The 17,625-nt window shown below is 66.8% G+C and carries 17 protein-coding genes; 6 read left to right on the forward strand and 11 right to left on the reverse strand.

The genetic code is table 11. The features are described 5' to 3' along the window. Positions 1-32: 32 nt before the first annotated feature. Positions 33-626, reverse strand: a complete 594-nt coding sequence (gene pncA / locus FQK05_RS06725; protein WP_158965145.1) for a bifunctional nicotinamidase/pyrazinamidase — start codon at positions 624-626, stop codon at positions 33-35. Positions 627-732: 106 nt separating this feature from the next. Here pncA and trhO point away from each other — a divergent pair, with 106 nt between their 5' ends. Then, positions 733-1,641: an oxygen-dependent tRNA uridine(34) hydroxylase TrhO gene (gene trhO, locus FQK05_RS06730; RefSeq protein ID WP_158965146.1), complete on the forward strand. Its 909-nt coding sequence runs from the start codon at positions 733-735 to the stop codon at positions 1,639-1,641. A 274-nt stretch (positions 1,642-1,915) separates the two neighbouring features. Here trhO and FQK05_RS06735 read toward each other — a convergent pair whose 3' ends face one another. The 5 genes from FQK05_RS06735 to paaA all read right to left on the reverse strand — a co-directional run bounded on the left by FQK05_RS06735 (position 1,916) and on the right by paaA (position 5,663). Further along, on the reverse strand, positions 1,916-2,965 hold the full coding sequence (locus FQK05_RS06735) for a 2Fe-2S iron-sulfur cluster-binding protein (protein WP_158965148.1): 1,050 nt from the start codon (positions 2,963-2,965) through the stop codon (positions 1,916-1,918). Between the two features lie 13 nt (positions 2,966-2,978). Next, positions 2,979-3,467, reverse strand: coding sequence for a 1,2-phenylacetyl-CoA epoxidase subunit PaaD (gene paaD, locus FQK05_RS06740; protein WP_158965149.1), 489 nt, complete (start codon positions 3,465-3,467; stop codon positions 2,979-2,981). After that, positions 3,467-4,195 (reverse strand): 1,2-phenylacetyl-CoA epoxidase subunit PaaC, encoded by a 729-nt coding sequence (gene paaC / locus FQK05_RS06745; RefSeq protein WP_158965151.1) that lies wholly within the window; start codon positions 4,193-4,195, stop codon positions 3,467-3,469. Before paaC ends, paaD begins: the two co-directional genes overlap by 1 nt. Continuing rightward, positions 4,195-4,479 carry a 1,2-phenylacetyl-CoA epoxidase subunit PaaB gene (paaB, locus tag FQK05_RS06750; protein ID WP_158965153.1) on the reverse strand — a complete coding sequence of 95 codons (285 nt, stop codon included), beginning with the start codon at positions 4,477-4,479 and terminating at the stop codon, positions 4,195-4,197. The genes paaC and paaB overlap by 1 nt, the downstream gene beginning before the upstream one ends. A 200-nt stretch (positions 4,480-4,679) precedes the next feature. After that, positions 4,680-5,663, reverse strand: coding sequence for a 1,2-phenylacetyl-CoA epoxidase subunit PaaA (paaA, locus tag FQK05_RS06755; protein WP_158965155.1), 984 nt, complete (start codon positions 5,661-5,663; stop codon positions 4,680-4,682). 107 nt (positions 5,664-5,770) lie between these two features. Between paaA and FQK05_RS06760 the strand changes: the two genes are divergently transcribed. Together FQK05_RS06760 and FQK05_RS06765 are read left to right on the forward strand one after the other, a co-directional pair. Next, positions 5,771-6,643 carry an SDR family oxidoreductase gene (locus FQK05_RS06760; protein ID WP_158965156.1) on the forward strand — a complete coding sequence of 291 codons (873 nt, stop codon included), beginning with the start codon at positions 5,771-5,773 and terminating at the stop codon, positions 6,641-6,643. After that, positions 6,640-7,305 carry an exopolysaccharide biosynthesis protein gene (locus tag FQK05_RS06765; RefSeq protein WP_158965157.1) on the forward strand — a complete coding sequence of 222 codons (666 nt, stop codon included), beginning with the start codon at positions 6,640-6,642 and terminating at the stop codon, positions 7,303-7,305. The genes FQK05_RS06760 and FQK05_RS06765 overlap by 4 nt, the downstream gene beginning before the upstream one ends. Positions 7,306-7,445: 140 nt before the next feature. Here FQK05_RS06765 and FQK05_RS06770 read toward each other — a convergent pair whose 3' ends face one another. The 4 genes from FQK05_RS06770 to FQK05_RS06785 form a co-directional block, all read right to left on the reverse strand. Next, positions 7,446-8,072 carry a queuosine precursor transporter gene (locus tag FQK05_RS06770; RefSeq protein ID WP_158965159.1) on the reverse strand — a complete coding sequence of 209 codons (627 nt, stop codon included), beginning with the start codon at positions 8,070-8,072 and terminating at the stop codon, positions 7,446-7,448. A 168-nt stretch (positions 8,073-8,240) separates the two neighbouring features. Next, positions 8,241-9,110, reverse strand: coding sequence for an esterase-like activity of phytase family protein (locus tag FQK05_RS06775; RefSeq protein WP_158965160.1), 870 nt, complete (start codon positions 9,108-9,110; stop codon positions 8,241-8,243). Positions 9,111-9,117: 7 nt separating this feature from the next. After that, positions 9,118-10,044, reverse strand: a complete 927-nt coding sequence (gene mepA / locus FQK05_RS06780; protein WP_158965161.1) for a penicillin-insensitive murein endopeptidase — start codon at positions 10,042-10,044, stop codon at positions 9,118-9,120. Further along, positions 10,041-11,429, reverse strand: a complete 1,389-nt coding sequence (locus FQK05_RS06785; protein WP_158965162.1) for an MFS transporter — start codon at positions 11,427-11,429, stop codon at positions 10,041-10,043. Before FQK05_RS06785 ends, mepA begins: the two co-directional genes overlap by 4 nt. 153 nt (positions 11,430-11,582) lie before the next feature. Between FQK05_RS06785 and FQK05_RS06790 the strand changes: the two genes are divergently transcribed. From FQK05_RS06790 to yaaA, 3 genes are all read left to right on the forward strand, one after another. Next, positions 11,583-11,870, forward strand: a complete 288-nt coding sequence (locus FQK05_RS06790; RefSeq protein ID WP_158965163.1) for a YggT family protein — start codon at positions 11,583-11,585, stop codon at positions 11,868-11,870. A 378-nt stretch (positions 11,871-12,248) separates the two neighbouring features. Continuing rightward, on the forward strand, positions 12,249-14,291 hold the full coding sequence (gene recQ, locus FQK05_RS06795; protein WP_158965165.1) for a DNA helicase RecQ: 2,043 nt from the start codon (positions 12,249-12,251) through the stop codon (positions 14,289-14,291). Between the two features lie 30 nt (positions 14,292-14,321). Continuing rightward, positions 14,322-15,110: a peroxide stress protein YaaA gene (gene yaaA, locus FQK05_RS06800; RefSeq protein ID WP_158965166.1), complete on the forward strand. Its 789-nt coding sequence runs from the start codon at positions 14,322-14,324 to the stop codon at positions 15,108-15,110. 88 nt (positions 15,111-15,198) lie between these two features. Here the strand turns inward: yaaA and FQK05_RS06805 are convergent, their stop codons facing one another. Beyond that, positions 15,199-17,523, reverse strand: coding sequence for a response regulator (locus tag FQK05_RS06805; protein WP_158965168.1), 2,325 nt, complete (start codon positions 17,521-17,523; stop codon positions 15,199-15,201). Positions 17,524-17,625: the final 102 nt, after the last annotated feature.

The following is a 17,625-nucleotide window of genomic DNA, read 5'->3' on the forward strand; positions in this document are numbered from 1 at the left end:
AAGGCCTGTGTCAGGCCCGCGTCAGGTCCATGTCAGGCCAGCGTGACGCCCGCGTCACGCATCGCGTCCAGCGCCGCGGCCATCGATCCGTCCAGGTCGATCCCCCGGCAGGCGTCCAGCACGACCGTCGTCGCATAGCCCAGCTTGGCCGCGTCGACAGCCGAGTAGTGGACGCAGAAATCCGTCGCCAGCCCCACAAGAGTCAGCGTGCTGATGCCCCGGCTTTTCAGGTATCCGTCCAGCCCGGTGGCGGTTGTGCGGTCGTTTTCGAAAAACGCCGAATAGCTGTCGATCTGGGGGTTGCAGCCCTTGCGGATGATCAGGTCCGCATCGGTCCGTAGGTCCGGGTGAAAGGCCGCGCCGTCGGAGCCCTGGATGCAATGGTCGGGCCACAGCACCTGGTCGCCGTAATGCATGACCGTCATGTCATAGGGCGCCTTGCCGTCATGGGACGTGGCAAAGGAGGAATGCCCACCCGGGTGCCAGTCCTGGGTCAGGATCACCGCGCCGAACCGGTCCATCATCGCGTTAATCGCGGCGACGATGGCGTCGCCCTCCGGCACGGCCAGGGCACCGCCCGGGCAGAAATCGTTCTGGACGTCGATGACGACAAGCGCTTCGGACATGAGGGCTCTCCGGATGCTAGGAACGCCCCAAGGGGTAGGCACGGATGCGCGGCCCGTCAACCGCGGGGCTTGCGCGGTCCGAAGGGCAGGACTAGAGAACCGGCCCATGTACGTGATCGCCGCTCTCTACCAGTTCACCCGTTTCGAGGACCCGGCCGCCCTGCAGGGCCCGCTGGAGGCCACCTGTGCTGCCGGCGGCGTGAAGGGCACGCTGCTGCTGGCGCGCGAGGGGATCAACGGCACTATCGCTGGGCCCCGCGCGGGGATCGACGCGGTGCTGGCCCATATCCGCGCCTTGCCGGGCTGTGCCGGGCTGGACTGGAAGGAAGCGGAAAGCGACCATCCGCCCTTCGCCCGCCTGAAGGTGCGGCTGAAGAAGGAAATCGTCACCATGGGCCAGCCGGACGTCGATCCGCTGGCTTCGGTCGGGCGCTATGTCGAGCCTTCGGACTGGAACGACCTCATCCGCTCGCCCGACGTGGCGGTGATCGACACCCGCAACGATTACGAGGTCGCCATTGGAACCTTCGAAGGGGCCATCGACCCGGAAACCGCATCCTTCCGCGATTTTCCCGCCTGGTGGGAGGCGAACAAGGACCGCTTCGGCAACAAGCGCATCGCCATGTTCTGCACCGGCGGCATCCGCTGCGAGAAATCGACGAATTACCTCCTGGGCCAGGGCGTGCCCGAGGTCTTTCACCTGAAAGGCGGCATCCTGCGCTACCTGGAGGACATCCCGGCCGAGGACAGCACCTGGCAGGGCGAATGTTTCGTCTTCGACAACCGGGTCAGCGTCGGCCACGGGCTGAAGGAAGGCCCGCATGAGCTGTGCCACGGCTGCCGTCGCCCGATTCTGCCCGAAGACAAGGCCCGCCCGGAATACGAGGACGGCGTCTCGTGCCATCACTGCTTTGCCGAGACCACGGACGAGGACAAGGCCCGTTTCCGCGAACGCCAGCGCCAGATCCACCTCGCGCGGGAGCGCGGGGAAGAGCATCTGGCGCCGCTGGAGTGACGCCGGTGGTGCGTGGGGACCACGCACCCTACGGTGTCGGTTTTCGTTTCAGCGGGGTGGGGGGCTCTGCCCCCGCCGCCCGTGCCGGGCGACTCCCCTGAGATATTTGAAGACCAAAGAAGACGGGGCGCGCCCGGGTTTCCGGGAGCGCCCCTGTCCTATTGGTCGTAGGGTGCGTGGTTTCCACGCACCGCAACGGGCAGGTGGGCGGGGCGGGGTTCACCCCGCCGGTTCCGAAACCGGGTGACGCAGGCGGCCGGGTGAACTCCGCGCCTTACGCGGCGTCGAAATCCAGCACCAGCTTTTCGGTCAGGGGACGCGTCTGGCAGGCCAGGACAAACCCGGCCTCCAGCTCCCAGGGTTCCAGCGAATAGTTGAGCGCCATCTCGCCCTTGCCTTCCGACACTTTGCACCGGCAGGTGCAGCACATGCCGCCCCGGCAGGAAAACGGCAGCTCCAGCCCCTGGCGCTCGGCCGCATCCAGCACGGTGTCGTCGGTTTCCTGGACGTTGAAGCTCTTCCGCGTTCCGTCCAGGATTACCTCGACCGACACGCCCGCGCTCGCCGCCGCCTCTGCCGCGGCGGACCGGGGGGCCCGCACGGCATCCTCCTCGGTGTAGAACCGTTCGAACCGGACCTTGTCCTGCGGTACGCCGGCCTCGGTCAGCGCCATCGACACGTCGTCGATCATGCCACCGGGCCCGCACAGGAACACCGCTTCGGCCGCGTCCAGGTCCACCGCACCCGCCTTTGCCAGCTGCAGCACCTTCTCGCCCGTCACGCGGCCGTTCATCAGCGGCACGTCCTGCGCCTCGCGGCTCAGGATATGGATCAGCGTGAACCGGTCCATGTAGCGGTCCTTCAGCGCGTCCAGCCCCTCGCGGAACATGATCGAACCTGCATTGCGGTTGCCGTAGACCAGCGTCGCCCGGCCGCCGCGCGCCAATACGTCCGCCGCGATCGCCATCATAGGCGTGATGCCCGAGCCGGAAGCAATCAGCACCACCTCGGCTTCGCCCTTGCAGGTAAACCGCCCCTCCGGCGGCATGACCGCGACCGTGTCCCCGGCCTTCAGGGCCTGGGCAAAGGTTGAAAACGCCCCGCCGTCCACGCGCTTCACGCCGACGGTCAGCGTCTCGCCTGGAGCCGAGGCAATGGAATAGGACCGCCGGATATCCGCGCCTTCCACCTCTGCCCGCAGGGTCAGGTATTGCCCCGGCTGATAGGCGAAGGCTTCGGCCTTGCCCGCCGGCACCTCGAACGAGATCGCCACGGAATCGGGCGTCTCCTGCCGCACGGCGGCCACTTTCAGGTCGTGGAACATCAGGCCCCCTCCCTCAGATGCACTTGAAATAATCGAAGGGCTCGGCGCAGGCGGTGCAGCGATACTGCGCCTTGCACGCGGTCGAGCCGAATTCGGACAGCCGCTCCGTATGGGTCGAGCCGCAGCGGGGGCAGGTCACGCTTTCCTCGCCGAAGAGCGCCCGCTTTCCGCGGCCCCCCTCGGGCGGGGCGATCCCGTAGTCCCGCAGCTTCTCGCGCCCCTCGGCGCTGATCCAGTCGGTGGTCCAGGCGGGGCTTAGCACGCGTTCGATCCGCGCCTCGAACCCGGCCTCGCGCAGGGCGACCTCGATCGCCATCTCGATGGCCAGCGTCGCCGGGCAACCGGAATAGGTGGGCGAGACCCGGGCCACCGCGGCCCCGTCCTCGATCCGGACGTCGCGCAGGATGCCCAGGTCGGCCACTGTCACGCAGGGGACCTCCGGGTCCGGCACGGCGGCCGCAGCCTCCCACGCGCGTCGCTGGTCCAGCGCCGCCACCGCCATCACCAGGTCACGCCGGGATGGGCGCGCGCCAGCGACTGCATCTCGGCCAGCATGTGGCCCAGCTGTTCACCATGGTTGCCATGCCGTCCGCCGGCCATCGGCACCACCTCGCCCGGCCAGTCCAGCAGCGCCTGAGCAAAGATGTTCTTCAGCGTCGCTTCCCATTCGTCCCGCATCGAGGCGCGGGACGGCAGCGCCGCATCCCCGGTCCCCTCGTCGAAGAGTTCGCCGGTATAGGGATGCAGTTCCTCCACCGCTTCGGCCATCCGCCGCGCGCTTTCCTCGGTGCCGTCGCCCAGCCGGATCACCCATTCGCCGGCATGGCGGACGTGATAGGCCATCTCCTTCACGGCTTTCCCGGCAATCCCGCGGACCGCCTCGTCGGGGCTTTCCAGCGCGGCGGTCCAGTAGGGCTCCATGAAGGCAGCGAAATACAGCTGCCGCAGCATGGTCTGGGCGAAATCGCCGTTCGGCCGTTCGACCAGCAGGATGTTGCGATAGTCGCGCTCGCCCCGGAAATAGGCCAGGTCGTCCTCGTCGCGCCCCTTGCCTTCCAGCTCGCCGGCCCGGGAATAAAGCGACCGCGCCGTGCCGATCAGGTCCAGCGCCATGTTGGGCATGGCCAGGTCCTCTTCCAGCATGGGCGCATGGCCGCACCATTCGCTCACCCGGTGACCCAGCACCAGGTGATCGTCGGCCAGTTCCAGCAGTGCATCCGCCAGGGCCATCACATGTGCCCCACTTCTTCGGGGATGTCGTAGAAGGTCGGGTGACGATAGATCTTGTCCGCCGTCGGCTCGAAATTCTCGGCCGCCTGGTCGGGATCCGACGCGGTGATCGCCGCTGACGGCACCACCCAGATCGAGGTCCCCTCGCCACGCCGCGTATAGACGTCCCGCGCTGCCTGCAGCGCCATGACTTCGTCGGCCGCGTGAATGGAACCCACATGTTTGTGTGCCAGCCCGTTGCGCGGCCGGATGAACACTTCCCAAAGGGGGATTTCGCCACTCATGTCCGAAGCTTCCTTCCCAAGTCCCGGGCGCCCTGGGCGCCCATATCCAAAAGACAGCACCGGCCGGCCCTGCCGCCCCGATGCACCCCGGCCGGGCCCTGACGGCCCGCCCTTCAAACTTCTTCGGTCTCTAAATACCTCGGGGGAATCGCCCGGAACGGGCGATGGGGGCAGAGCCCCGCCACCCCCGTCGAACCGGTCTACTCGGCCGCCATTTTCCGCGCGCGGCGCTTCTCGGCATGGGCCAGGGCCGCTTCGCGCACCCAGGCGCCGTCGTCCCAGGCCTTCCGGCGCGCCTTGATCCGGTCGCGGCTGACGGGGCCATGCCCCTTCACGACCTTCCAGAATTCGTCCCAGTCGATGGGGCCGTGTTCCCACAGCTGGGTTTCCTCGTTGAACTTCAGGTCCGGGTCCGGGACCGTCAGGCCCAGATACTCTGCCTGCGGCACCGTCGCGGTGATGAACTTCTGACGCAGCTCGTCGTTGGAAAACCGCTTGATCTTCCACGCCATGTTCTGGTCGGAATGCTGGCTGGCGCTGTCATGGGGCCCGAACATCATGACCGACGGCCACCACCACCGGTTCAGCGCGTCCTGTGCCATGGCCTTCTGTTCGGGCGACCCCTTGGCCAGCGACATCATCAGCTCATAGCCCTGGCGCTGGTGGAAACTTTCTTCCTTGCAGACCCGGATCATCGCCCGGGCGTAAGGTCCGTAGGAACAGCGGCACAGCGGGATCTGGTTCATGATCGCCGCTCCATCCACCAGCCAGCCGATGGCGCCGATATCGGCCCAGGTCAGCGTGGGATAGTTGAAGATCGATGAATACTTGGCCTTGCCGGACAGCAGTTCCTCGGTCATCTGCTCGCGGCTGACGCCCAGCGTCTCGGCCGCAGAGTAAAGATAGAGCCCATGGCCCCCCTCGTCCTGCACCTTGGCCAGCAGGGCCGCCTTGCGGCGCAGGCTGGGGGCGCGGGTGATCCAGTTGCCCTCGGGCAACATGCCGACGATTTCCGAATGCGCGTGCTGGCCGATCTGGCGCACCAGCGTGCGGCGATAGCCTTCGGGCATGGCATCGTTCGGCTCGATCTTTTCCTCGGCATCGATGCGTCTTTGGAACGCTTCGAGGAATTCGGGCGTTTCCTCCGTGCGGCTGTCCGCACCGATCAGGCCTTGGCTGTACATGGCGGGGCTCCTCCAAACCGGTATCTGCACCATATGTTACAAAATTCAAAAAATCAATCAGTTTCTGTAACGCTTGCACCTGTACCCTGCTGAGACCATCTAGGCGCATGGATAAGACACTGCTTTCCTTCGGCCACGGATATTCCGCAAAGGCCCTGTCCAGACGGCTGATCGCCGACGGCTGGACCGTGCACGGGACGACCCGAACGGTCGAGAAGGCCGAGGCGATTCGCGCAACCGGCGTGATACCGCACCTGTTTCCGGAAGCGGCGGGCCTTGAAGGCGTGATGGCCGCGCTGGAAAGCGCCACCCATATCCTGATGTCCGCTGCCCCGAACGACGACGGCGACCCGGTGCTGGGTGCCATCGGCGACCATATCGCGCGGAAGGCACCGCAGCTCGAATGGGCCGGCTATCTGTCGACCACCGGCGTCTATGGCGATCACGACGGCGACTGGGTGTCCGAGGACGCGCCCCTGACACCTTCGACCAGGCGCGGCAGGATGCGGGTCGCGGCCGAAGCGCAGTGGCAGGCGATCCCGGACCTTCCGATCCATGTCTTCCGCCTGGCCGGCATCTACGGTCCCGGCCGCGGCCCGTTCGAAAAGGTCCGCAACGGCACCGCCCGGCGGGTGATCAAGCCGAACCAGGTCTTTTCCCGCATTCATGTAGAAGACATCGCCCAGGTGCTTCTGGCGTCCATTGCGCGGCCCAATCCCGGCGCGGCCTACAATGTCTGCGACAACGATCCGGCACCGCCGCAGGACGTGCTGACCTATGCGGCCGAACTGCTGGGCATGCCGCCCCCGCCCAAGGTCGATTTTGACACGGCGGACATGTCGCCCATGGCCCGCAGTTTCTATTCCGACAGCAAGCGGGTCCGGAACGACCGTATCAGGGACGAACTGGGGGTGGAGCTTCTCTACCCCGATTACCGCACGGGCCTGGCGAAAGTCCTGGCCGAGGAAACCCCGAAATGACCGACGCCAACGCCATCAATCCCAGCGAGCCGCCGCTGCCGGGCGAACCGGACTTCCCGGCCCCGGGCCAGTCGCCGGACGGGGTCGTGCCCTATGCGCCGCTGGGCGATCTGCTGGACCGGCTGGAAAACGTCGCGGGCGACGACCGGGACCTCTGCGTCGGCTCGATCGTCGACGATCTGGGCGAAACGGCGGTGACGCCGCTGGTCCTGCTGATCGCGATCCTGATGGTGTCGCCCCTGTCGGGCATTCCGCTGATGCCGACGCTGTCGTCGATCATCCTGCTGACGCTGAACGTCCAGTCGATGTTCGGCCGGAACCACCTGTGGTTGCCGGACTGGCTCCGCCGGCGGCAGATTCCGCACGGGCGACTGACGCAGGCCATCGGCTGGCTGCGCAAGCCCTGTGCCTATATCGACCGGCATTCGCAGCCGCGCTTCGCGATCCTGACCTATGGGCCGATGCGGCTTCTGGCCTTCATCGTCTGCCTGGCGATCCCGCTGACCTGGCCGTTCCTGGAAATCCTGCCCTTCGTCACCTCGATCGGCGCCCTGGCCCTGGCCCTGGTGGCCTTCGGCCGGATGACCCGCGACGGGCTGTTCCTGCTACTGGGCTATTCGGTCGTCGGCGGCGCCGTGGGCCTGGGCTTCTGGGTCGCCTGATCCCACCGAACCCCTGACCGGACCCCGGCCGCGCGAGCGGTGCGCAAGGCCTCTGCGCGCATCGCGTGCAGAGGACGGGGGCGTGCGGGTGTGGGCGCAACGGGCGCGCGGCGGCAAGGCCGGGCGTGCCCGCAAACTCTTCAGGCGTTCCGCGGAGAGGTGACCATGGCGACGATGGCCCGGAAGGGCATCAGCGCGATCAGCGCCAGCGCCATCTTCACCATCCAGTCCGCGGTGCCCAGCGACACCCACAGCGGCACCGTCGGGCCGACACCCAGCAGCGGCAGCGTCTCGTTCGCCCAGGCGACGTCGACCGCAGGTGCGATGAAGCTGAGGCTGGCCGCGAAGGCGACCGAGAAGAAGATCGCCGTATCCAGCACGGATCCCACGACGCTCGATGCCAGGGGGGCAAGCCACCACTGCCGCTGACGCAGACGCGAGAAGATGGCTACGTCGCTCAGCTGTGCGCAAAGGAACGCCAGGCCGGACCCCAGCGCGACACGGGTCGTGACCAGCGGCCCGAACTCGCCGTCGATCTGGGTGCCGATCAGCGAACAGGCCACGCCTACGGCAAAGCCCGCCAGCACCACGCGGCGCGCGGCTTCGGGGCCGTGAAGGCGGTTGGTCAGGTCGGTGACCAGGAAGGCGAAGGGATAGGTGAAGGCACCCCAGGTCAGCCATTGGCCGAACAGGAACTGCACAAGGATGTTCGAGGCGACGACGATGACCGCCATCGCGAGAACCGCGGGAAGAAGCGAACGCTGCATGTTGTGATCCGTTTTGACAAGGTCGCGGAGACTTGGCCGCCCCACCGGACTGAAGCCCGGGAATCGGCAGCCGCCCTGTTAGCGGATCATCGAAAACGCGGCAAGCGTTTCGCCGATCCGGTCAGGCTCCGCGGTCCGGTTCAATCCGGCCTGTTCAGTCGGGCGGTTTCAATCCGGCAGCCGGTATTCGACCAGCTGGGTCCGCAGCGGCCATCCGAAATTGTCGTCCGCCACCAGCGTTGCCCGCAGATGCCCCGCGCCGTCCCGCCAGACCGCAATGCCTTCCAGGTTGCCATGGGTGCCGGTGCCGGTGGTCAGAAGTTCCTGTTCATCCGCCAGTCCCCGCTCCGTCATGGAAAAGCGGCGTATCCGGGTGCGGAATCCCAGCGGGCCCAGGGCCCGATCCAGAAGGTAGAACCGTCCGTCCGGACCGATGTCCGCGCCGACCGGCCGGAACTTGCGGTCGGCGGGGATCGTTCCGTAATCTGCCCAGCCCGTCCCGCGGGACCAGCGATGGACCGGGATCCGGCCCTGCGCATCCGGCGCGTTCTCGGGCAGGGTATAAAGCCGCCCCGCGGAATCAGACGCCAGCGCTTCCAGCGCGCCGTTCCCGGGCAGGTCCCGGAACCGGCCCCCGTCCGGAAGCCGCCGCGCGCGGCTGAAATCCGGCGGCAGGATCATCACCCGCGCATCGCCTTCGAAGGACATCGCGAAGCGACCGTTCGGCAGGCGGGTCAGCCCTTCGCAATCCTGTTGGGCCGGGAACAGGGCCTTCCCCTTGACGCCCCGCACCTCGGCCGTGCCGGTCAGTTCGACATCGACGATCCGGTCGCCCGCGCGCAGGATCCGGCCGGTGAAGACCCGGCAGCGATCCGACAGGACGACGATCTGCCGACCGTCGTCCGACAGGACCAGCCCCGACAGCCCGCCAAAGCCTTCGGCCTGGCTCTTCCAGTTGAAATCCGACAGCAGATCGGCCGCGGCCAGCGGACTGGCGCAGGTCAGCGCGACCGCGCAGAGCAGGGCCTTCAGGCGCAAGCCGGGATCAGTTCGCGGCCAGGACGGCCGCGCATTGCGACGGCAGGTCCGACAGGACCAGTTCCCGCTTGGGCCGCGGCTTCGGCGCATTGGGATCGGGCGGCGGCGGGTTCAGGATGCTGTTCACCCAGGCCTGCGCATCGGCGCAGCCGTCGCCCGCCGGGATCGGATCCTGGTCCTGGCAGGCCTTGTCGCCCTTCGGACAGTTCAGCCGGACATGGAAATGATAGTGATGCCCGTACCACGGACGGATCTTGTGCAGGTAGGACCGGTCGCCCTTTTCGTCGTTGCACATCTTCACCTTGGCGCCCGGGAACACGAAGATCCGTGCCACCCGGGGATCCGAGGCCGCCATCTTCAGAAGCTGCCCGTGCTGGGGCGTCCAGTTCTCGTTCACATAGGCCCCGTTCGCCCGCCGCAGCGAGATGGACGAGATCGACTCGCGTTCCGCCACGGACAGGTTCAGCCGTTTCGGCGGCAGCATCCAGATGTCGGCATCCAGACCCACCTGGTGGCTGGCATGGCCGGTCAGCATCGGTCCGCCGCGGGGCTGGCTGATGTCGCCGACGTACAGCCCTTCCCAGCCCGGCAGCGTCGCAGCCCTGGCGGACAGGTCCTTCACGAACTGCACGACCTCTGGGTTGCCCCAGTTGCGGTTGCGCGACAGGCGCATTGCCTGCCAGGTCGGTCCGGTTTCGGGAAGTTGCGTACCGCCGGCCAGACAGCCCCGGGAATAGAAGCCCAGCGAATCCGGCTTCTGCGCCGACGGCGTCCGTTTCGCCCCGAACAGCTGCTTGGCGATCGGCCCGGCAGAGGCCTGTGAAACCTCGGGCAGGGGCCCGGGTTCCTCGGATGCCGTGCCGCCGCTGTCACCGCCACCGCAGGCCGCGAGGACTGCCAGCCCGATCAAGGATGCCACATGCCGCAGTTTCATTCGTACCGGTCTCCCTCTGCCTTCACGAAGCATAGCAGAACCAGCCCGATCGCAAAGAGGGCGAGAAGCGGAAGTGCGCCCAGCCGCTGAGAGCCGGACAGGTCGGTCGCAATCGCGATGGTCGCGGGCGCGATGAAGGTGGTGGCCTTGCCGGACAGGGCATAAAGGCCGAAAGCTTCCGTCATGCGTTTCGGATTGCCCTGGCGGGTCAGCATGTTGCGGCTGGCCGACTGCAGCACCCCGCCGGCGGCACCGATCAGGATGCCGGCCACGAAGAACAGCTGCGTCGGCAGCGACGATCCTTCGGGAACGTCGAACCACAGGACCGAGGTCGGCGAAAGCGACACGATCAGCCCCACCGTGGCCACCAGGATGACGCAGTTCACGGCGATGACGGGCTTCGGTCCGAAGGCCCGGTCGGCATAGCCCCCCAGCCAGGTGAACAGCGCGCCGCTGATCGCCCCGATGATGCCGAATATGCCGACCTGCAGGATGGTCCAGTTCAACACTCCCAGCGCATAGATGCCGCCAAAGGTATAAAGCCCGTTCAGCGCGTCGCGATAGAACATGGACGATCCCAGGAACGACAGAAGCGAGGGATGCCGGGGCAGGGTCCCGATGGTCCGGATCAAGGCGTCGATCCCCGACAGCGGCCCGCCCGCAGACGGCGCCGGCGTTTCCTTCACCCACAGGACGAAGGGGATCATGAAGATGGCGTACCAGATCGCGACCAGCGGTCCCACGATCCGCGTATCCTCGCCCGTGGCGGGGTTCAGACCCAGGGCCGGGTTCAGGCCCAGCAGGGTCTTGCCGTTGTCGCCGGCCTGGAAAAAGATCAGCATGATCGCCAGCGCCAGAACGCCCCCGACATAGCCAAAGCCCCAGCCGGTGCCGGAAATGCGGCCCAGTTCCTCCCTGGGTCCCAGGCTTGGCAGGTAGGAATTGGTGAAGATCGTGGTGAATTCCATCCCGATCAGGCCCAGCCCGAAGAAGGCCAGTACCATCGGCACGTTGAAATGGTCGGGCGCCGCGTACCAGCAGCCGAAGGCGCCGACGACATAGGCTGCGGAAAAGGCCCAGACCCAGGGCAGCCGCCGGCCGGCGTTGTCCGCCACCGCGCCCAGCGTCGGCGCCATCACCGCGATCAGGATGCCGGTGACGGTGAGGCCATAGCCCCACATCGCCTGCGCCTGCGCGGCGGCCGCGTGGGGGTCCATGCCGCCCGCGACATAGGCCGCGGCTGCGGTCTTGGCGAAATAGGGGCCAAAGATGAAGGTCAGCATCAGCGTGGCATAGGGCTGGCTGGCCCAGTCGAAGAAGTACCAGCCCCAGATCCGCTTCTTCAGCGGGACCGCCTCCTCGTAGGTGCCCGAAATGCCTGCCATGCCGCCCCCTGATCGTTGCGGCGGATAAGAGACTGGAAAGCTCCTTGTGGCAAGGAAATGAAGGGCGAATATTCGCGGCCCTGCGACGCAGCGCGGACTTGCCCTGCGCCCGGCCGCAGCCTAAGTCGGACTGGCACGAAAAAGGAACCATGCATGGTCTCGCTGATCCAGATCCTCCTCCTGATCCTTCAGGTGGCGCAATTCTTCATCATCGCCCATGTCGTGATGAGCTGGCTGATCAACTTCAACATCCTGAATGTCCGTCAGCAGCTTGTCGGCCAGATCTGGTACGGCCTGAACCGGTTGCTTGAACCGGTCTACGGCCCGATCCGCCGGATCCTGCCGGCGATGGGCGGCCTGGACCTGGCGCCGCTGGTGGCACTTCTGGCCATCTATGCCCTGCGCATCGTCATCGTGAACAACGCCGGCTACCTGATGTAGGGTGCGGGGTCTCCACGCACATTTCCCGCCGACGACCTCGCCCCACGACGCTTGGCACCCGCGCGCCCTGCGGCTACATCGCCCCGTGGGCCCGACGCGTCATGGCGACCCCGTCTTCGCGCCGGCCCACCCGCCCGCCCCGTCCCGAAGCCGGGCCCGCGCCCCGGTTTCCGAACCCGACGGCGATACCGCGCACAAAGCCCCCACTTCTTTGATCTTCAAATACCTCAGGGGGAGTCCGCACCGTAAGGGGCGGACGGGGGACAGCGTCCCCCGTCCATCGGGACGAACCATGTCGTGTCCCGCAGACTCTTGTTCACCGAATCCCAGTATGAGACTGTCTCGCTGCAGAGCAGTTAACAGCCCGGACCTAGCCTCATGACCACCCCAACCCCGCTTCTGCGGGACGTCTTCGGATTCGACGCCTTCCGCCCCGGGCAGGAAGAAATCGTGGAGGCCGTGGCCAGGGGCGACAACGTGCTGGCCATCATGCCCACAGGCGGGGGCAAGTCGCTCTGCTTCCAGTTGCCGGCGCTGATGCGTCAGGGGGTGACCGTCGTCGTCTCTCCCCTGATTGCCCTGATGCGCGACCAGGTCCGCGCCTTGAAGGAGGCCGGGGTCGCCGCTGGCGCGCTCACCTCCGGCAACACGGACGAGGAAACGGCCCAGGTCCACGACCAGCTGGCCCAGGGCACGCTGAAGCTTCTGTACCTGGCCCCTGAACGGCTGGCCTCGGTCTCGGCCATGGACATGCTGCGCCGGATCGACGTGGGCCTGATCGCCGTGGACGAGGCACATTGCGTCAGCCAGTGGGGTCACGACTTCCGGCCCGATTACCTGCGGATCGGCGACCTGCGGGCCATGCTCGACGTGCCGGTCGCGGCTTTCACCGCCACGGCAGACGCCGAAACGCGCGAGGAAATCGTTCAGAAACTGTTCGCGGGCCAGACGCCCACGACCTTCCTGCGCGGCTTCGACCGGCCCAACATCCATCTGGCCTTCGCCGCCAAGGACAATCCCCGCCGCCAGATCCTGGCCTTCGCCGGCGCGCGGAAAGGGCGGTCGGGGATCGTCTACTGCTCGACCCGGGCCAAGACTGAAAGCCTGGCCGACGCGCTGTCGCGGGACGGGCACAACGCCTGTTTCTACCACGGCGGCATGGATGCCGAGGATCGCCGCGCCGTCGAGACCCGTTTCGCGCGCGAGGACGGTCTGATCGTCGCCGCCACCGTCGCCTTCGGCATGGGGGTCGACAAGCCCGACATTCGCTGGGTCGCGCATGCCGACCTGCCGAAATCGATCGAATCCTACTACCAGGAAATCGGCCGTGCGGGCCGAGACGGGGCGCCGGCCGAGACGCTGACGCTTTATGGTCCCGACGACATCCGCCTGCGCCGCACACAGATCGACGAAAGCCCCGCCCCGCCGGAACGGCGCGAGGCCGATCATGGCCGGCTGAACGCCATGCTGGGCCTGGCCGAGGCGCTGGGCTGCCGGCGGCAGGATCTGCTGGCCTATTTCGGCGAAGAATCCGACCCATGCGGCTATTGCGACCACTGCGACCGCCCGCCGGAACTGTTCGACGGCACCACCCCGGTGCGCAAGGCGCTGTCGGCGATCCTGCGGACCGAGGAATGGTTCGGCGCCGGGCACCTGATCGACATCCTGCTGGGTGCGGACACGGAAAAGATCCGCGCCCGCGGCCATGACCGGTTGCCGACCTACGGGGTGGGCACCGAACTCGACAAGCGCGAATGGCAGGCCGTGTTCCGCCAGATGATGGGCCGCGACCTGATCCGGCCGGACCCGACCCGCCACGGCGCGCTGAAGATGACCGAGGCCGCCCGCCCGATCCTGCGGGGCGAGGCGGAGATCCAGTTGAGGAAGGACGCGGTGAAAGCCGCCTCGGCCGCGCGGGCCGAAGCCAAGGCGCTGGTGTCGGAGGAGGACGCGCCGCTTCTGGCCGCGCTGAAGGCGAAACGCCGGTCGCTGGCCGAACAGCAGTCGGTCCCAGCCTATGTCATCTTCCCCGACAAGACCCTGATCGAGATGGCCGAACGCCGCCCCGCCAACCTGGATCAGATGGCCCGCGTGGGCGGTGTCGGCGCCAAGAAGCTGGACAGCTATGGCGCCATCTTCCTGAAGGTCATCAACGGCGCGGCCGAGGAGGCCCATCCCGCCCGCCGCAAGGCCGCGGCCAACGGCTCGGGCGATGTCTATGACGCGCTTTGCGCCGCGCAGGCCCGCCTGTCCCGGGGCGAGGACGGGATCGGCAAACCCCTTTCCTGTTCCGCCACGCTTCTGGCCAAGGTGGCAGAGGTGCGCCCCGACAGCGAGGTCGCGATGGAACGGCTGCTGGGCGAACGCCGGGCCGAACGCTTTGGCGCGGCCTTTCTGGACGTCCTGCGCACGGCCGGATAGACCGGCGGGCGATGAAGTGAAGGTGCCTGAATGCTGATCGTGATTTCACCGGCCAAGCGGCTGGACTGGGCCGAACGCGACATGGACATGACCGCGCCGGCCTTCCCGGACGATGCCGCGCGTCTGGCCAAGACCATGCGCAACCTTCCTCTGGGCGATCTGAAGGGGCTGATGAATCTGTCGGACGACCTGGCGCGGCTGAACCGCGACCGGTTCCAGGCCTTCGAGGACGCCCCCAGGCCAGAGATCACCCGCCCTGCCGTGCTGGCCTTTGCCGGCGACACCTACCAGGGGCTGGACGCCGCGACGCTGGAGCCCGAGGCGATGGATTGGGCACAGGATCACCTGCGGATCCTGTCGGGGCTTTACGGGTTGCTGCGCCCGCTGGACGGGATCCAGCCCTATCGCCTGGAAATGGGCAGCCGGTTAAAGACACGGCGCGGTGCGTCGCTGTACGACTACTGGCGCGACCAGCTGTCCAGGGCATTGAACGACCAGGCCGAAAGCCTTGGCACCGATACCCTGCTGAACTGCGCCAGCCAGGAATACTTTGGCGCGGTGCCGCTGAAGGCGCTGAAGCTGAAGGTGATCACGCCCCAGTTCCTGGAAGAAAAGGACGGCAAGGCCAAGATCGTCAGCTTCTTCGCCAAGCGCGCGCGGGGCGCGATGGCGCGCTTTGCCATCCGGAACCGCCTGACCGATCCGGCACAGATCACCGGCTTCGATCTGGACGGGTACACCTATCGCCCCGACCTGTCGCAGCCGGACCGGCCGACCTTCACCCGGCCCTATGCCGGACCGGCCGGCAAGAAAGGCTGATCGCGGGGCAGGTTTCGGGCAGCGATCGGACCGCCGCCCGACACGTCATGGCCAAATGGCCAAAATCCCGGATCGAACGAAGCCCGGGCTAGAGCGCAGCGCGGGCTTTCGGGGTGCGCGGTTCGAATGCGGCAATTGGGGCCCGGGCGTCGGCAGGGCAGGAGCCCGCGATCCGGTCCAGGATCTGGGCCTTGCGCAGCGGTTTCGTCAGGTACTCGTCCAGCCCGGCATCCAGGATCGACCGGGCGTCGCCTTCCATCGCGTGGGCGGTTACCGCCACGATGGGCACATGGGCGCCGGTGCCGGCCTGCGCCTCCAGCGCGCGGATGCGGCAGGTCGCTTCCTTCCCGTCCATGCCGGGCATCGAGATGTCCATGAACACGATATCCGGCGCGAAGCTTGCGAATTTCTCCACCGCTTCGGCACCGTTGCCGGCGAATGTCAGTTCGATATCCAGGTCCTTCACCATCTTCTCGAACAGAAGCTGGTTGGTGCGGTTGTCCTCGGCCGCCAGGACCCGCATCCGGCGGGCCAGCGGCGGCACAGGGGCCGGCCGCGACGGGCTGTCACAGCCGTCGCCGAAGATCGGCGGCCCGTTCGTGGCGCAGGCCTGTCGCCGCATCTGGATGCAGGGCGTGCCGCCCGGGCGCAGCAGCGCCGCCGGGCAATCCGCGCAGGGCGCGTTCACCTCTTGCGCGGCCTCGATCGAAAGCACCTGCAACAGGTCCCGGCGCGAGACCGGTTTCTGCAGCACGGCCTGCACGCAGTTGCGGCCCGGCTGGTCCTTGTCGAAATGCGGGTTCGAACTCATCATCACGAAGGGCGTGTTGTCCCAGCCTTCGGCCCGCATCGTTTCGGCCAGGACGACGCCGTCCATCCCGGGCATGTGGTGGTCCGACAGGACGATGTCGACGCTTTCGTCCATCTGCGCCAGCGCCTCGTGCCCCGAGGCGCAGCTGGTCACGCGCACGCCCAGCTGGGCCAGCCGCCGTTCCAGGATCTGGCGGTTCACCGGCATGTCGTCGACGATCATCGCATGTTTCAGGCGCTGCGGCAGGCTGGCGGGGTCGGCCTCGACCGCCGAGGCGACGGGCAGCGTGACATGGAAACCGAAGCACGATCCCTGGCCTTCGGTGCTTTCGACCCAGGGCGTCCCGCCCATCATGTCGATCAGGCGGTGCGTGATGGCCAGGCCCAGGCCGGTGCCCTCGAACTGGCGGTTCATCTCGCTTTCGACCTGGTTGAACTCGCCGAAGATGTGTTCGATCTGGTCGGCGGGGATGCCGATGCCGGTATCCTCGACCGCGATGTGGATCGTGCAGGTCCGGTTGTCGTTCCGGCCGGTCACGCGGATCACGACATGGCCTTTCTCGGTGAACTTCACGGCATTGCCGGCCAGATTGGTCAGGATCTGCCGGATGCGTCCGGGATCGCCCACCAGCCGTGTCGGCAGGAAGATGTCGTAATCCACCAGAAGCCGGATGTCCTTGTCCCGGACCGAGGGCTGAAGGAGCATCGCCACATCGTGGATCGACCGTTCCAGGTCGAAGGGTTCGGGATGCAGTTGCAGCTTGTCCGCCTCGATCTTGGAATAGTCGAGCACGTCGTTGATGATGACCAGCAGCGCCTCGCCGGAATTGCGGATGGTTTCCGCATAAAGGCGCTGATCCTCGGTCAGGGTGGTTTCGGCCAGTAGCTCCGCCATGCCGACGACGCCGTTCATCGGCGTCCGGATCTCGTGGCTCATGTTCGCCAGGAACGCGGACTTCGCGCGGTTCGCGGCCTCTGCCCGATAGCGGGCGGCCTTCAGCTCCTCCTCGTACCGGACGGTATCGGTGATGTTCAGCGAGGTCACGACCCGGTCGCCATCGTATCCCGGCTGTTCCAGCACCCGGAAATAGGTGTCGTCCCACAGCCGCAGCACCAGCGGGGGCGGCTTGGGATCGTGGCGCCGGGCCAGCATCATGCCAAGCCATTCGACGGCCGTCATTGGGTCGGGATTGACGATGCCCTCATCGATAAGGATTTCGGCGATGCGACCGTACGAGATGCCGGGCTTCACCTCCTCTATCCCTTCGAAGGCAGCAAGATAGGCGGCATTCGCCCCGATCAGCAGCCCGTCTGAATTGAAGAAGGCGAATCCGTCCCGAATCGTCTGGATCGAATGCCAGAGGCGCCGTTCCGCCAGCTCCACCTTCTCGTTCGCGACGTCCAGATCGGTCCGGAACTTCAGGTTCTCGTCGCGGACATGGGCGACTTCGGCCCGTGTTTCGTCGATGCGGCGCGACAGGTTCAGCGCGTGTTTGCTCAGCTTCTCGTTCGCCGCGCGCAGTTCGGTCTGCTTCAACTCCAGCAGCCGCTCGGCAGCCAGGCGTGCGCGCCGTTCCTCCGCAAGTTTGTCGGCAAGGGTCATGTGCCGTACGTCCGCTGCCTGCCGGTTTCAGTGTTCCGGAACCACCTTGAAGTCCGGCGGTGAAAAAGGACTTAAAGATGGTATTGTACGAGTCGGATCCCA

Source organism: Chachezhania sediminis (genome assembly GCF_009765275.1).
Lineage (GTDB): Bacteria > Pseudomonadota > Alphaproteobacteria > Rhodobacterales > Rhodobacteraceae > Chachezhania > Chachezhania sediminis.

What these genes read in the sequence shown, in the direction of transcription:
- pncA (WP_158965145.1), bottom strand. Translation starts at nt 626, where the DNA reads ATGTCCGAAGCGCTTGTCGTCATCGACGTCCAGAACGATTTCTGCCCG.
- trhO (WP_158965146.1), top strand. Translation starts at nt 733, where the DNA reads ATGTACGTGATCGCCGCTCTCTACCAGTTCACCCGTTTCGAGGACCCG.
- FQK05_RS06735 (WP_158965148.1), bottom strand. Translation starts at nt 2,965, where the DNA reads ATGTTCCACGACCTGAAAGTGGCCGCCGTGCGGCAGGAGACGCCCGAT.
- paaD (WP_158965149.1), bottom strand. Translation starts at nt 3,467, where the DNA reads ATGGCGGTGGCGGCGCTGGACCAGCGACGCGCGTGGGAGGCTGCGGCC.
- paaC (WP_158965151.1), bottom strand. Translation starts at nt 4,195, where the DNA reads ATGGCCCTGGCGGATGCACTGCTGGAACTGGCCGACGATCACCTGGTG.
- paaB (WP_158965153.1), bottom strand. Translation starts at nt 4,479, where the DNA reads ATGAGTGGCGAAATCCCCCTTTGGGAAGTGTTCATCCGGCCGCGCAAC.
- paaA (WP_158965155.1), bottom strand. Translation starts at nt 5,663, where the DNA reads ATGTACAGCCAAGGCCTGATCGGTGCGGACAGCCGCACGGAGGAAACG.
- FQK05_RS06760 (WP_158965156.1), top strand. Translation starts at nt 5,771, where the DNA reads ATGGATAAGACACTGCTTTCCTTCGGCCACGGATATTCCGCAAAGGCC.
- FQK05_RS06765 (WP_158965157.1), top strand. Translation starts at nt 6,640, where the DNA reads ATGACCGACGCCAACGCCATCAATCCCAGCGAGCCGCCGCTGCCGGGC.
- FQK05_RS06770 (WP_158965159.1), bottom strand. Translation starts at nt 8,072, where the DNA reads ATGCAGCGTTCGCTTCTTCCCGCGGTTCTCGCGATGGCGGTCATCGTC.
- mepA (WP_158965161.1), bottom strand. Translation starts at nt 10,044, where the DNA reads ATGAAACTGCGGCATGTGGCATCCTTGATCGGGCTGGCAGTCCTCGCG.
- FQK05_RS06785 (WP_158965162.1), bottom strand. Translation starts at nt 11,429, where the DNA reads ATGGCAGGCATTTCGGGCACCTACGAGGAGGCGGTCCCGCTGAAGAAG.
- FQK05_RS06790 (WP_158965163.1), top strand. Translation starts at nt 11,583, where the DNA reads ATGGTCTCGCTGATCCAGATCCTCCTCCTGATCCTTCAGGTGGCGCAA.
- recQ (WP_158965165.1), top strand. Translation starts at nt 12,249, where the DNA reads ATGACCACCCCAACCCCGCTTCTGCGGGACGTCTTCGGATTCGACGCC.
- yaaA (WP_158965166.1), top strand. Translation starts at nt 14,322, where the DNA reads ATGCTGATCGTGATTTCACCGGCCAAGCGGCTGGACTGGGCCGAACGC.
- FQK05_RS06805 (WP_158965168.1), bottom strand. Translation starts at nt 17,523, where the DNA reads ATGACCCTTGCCGACAAACTTGCGGAGGAACGGCGCGCACGCCTGGCT.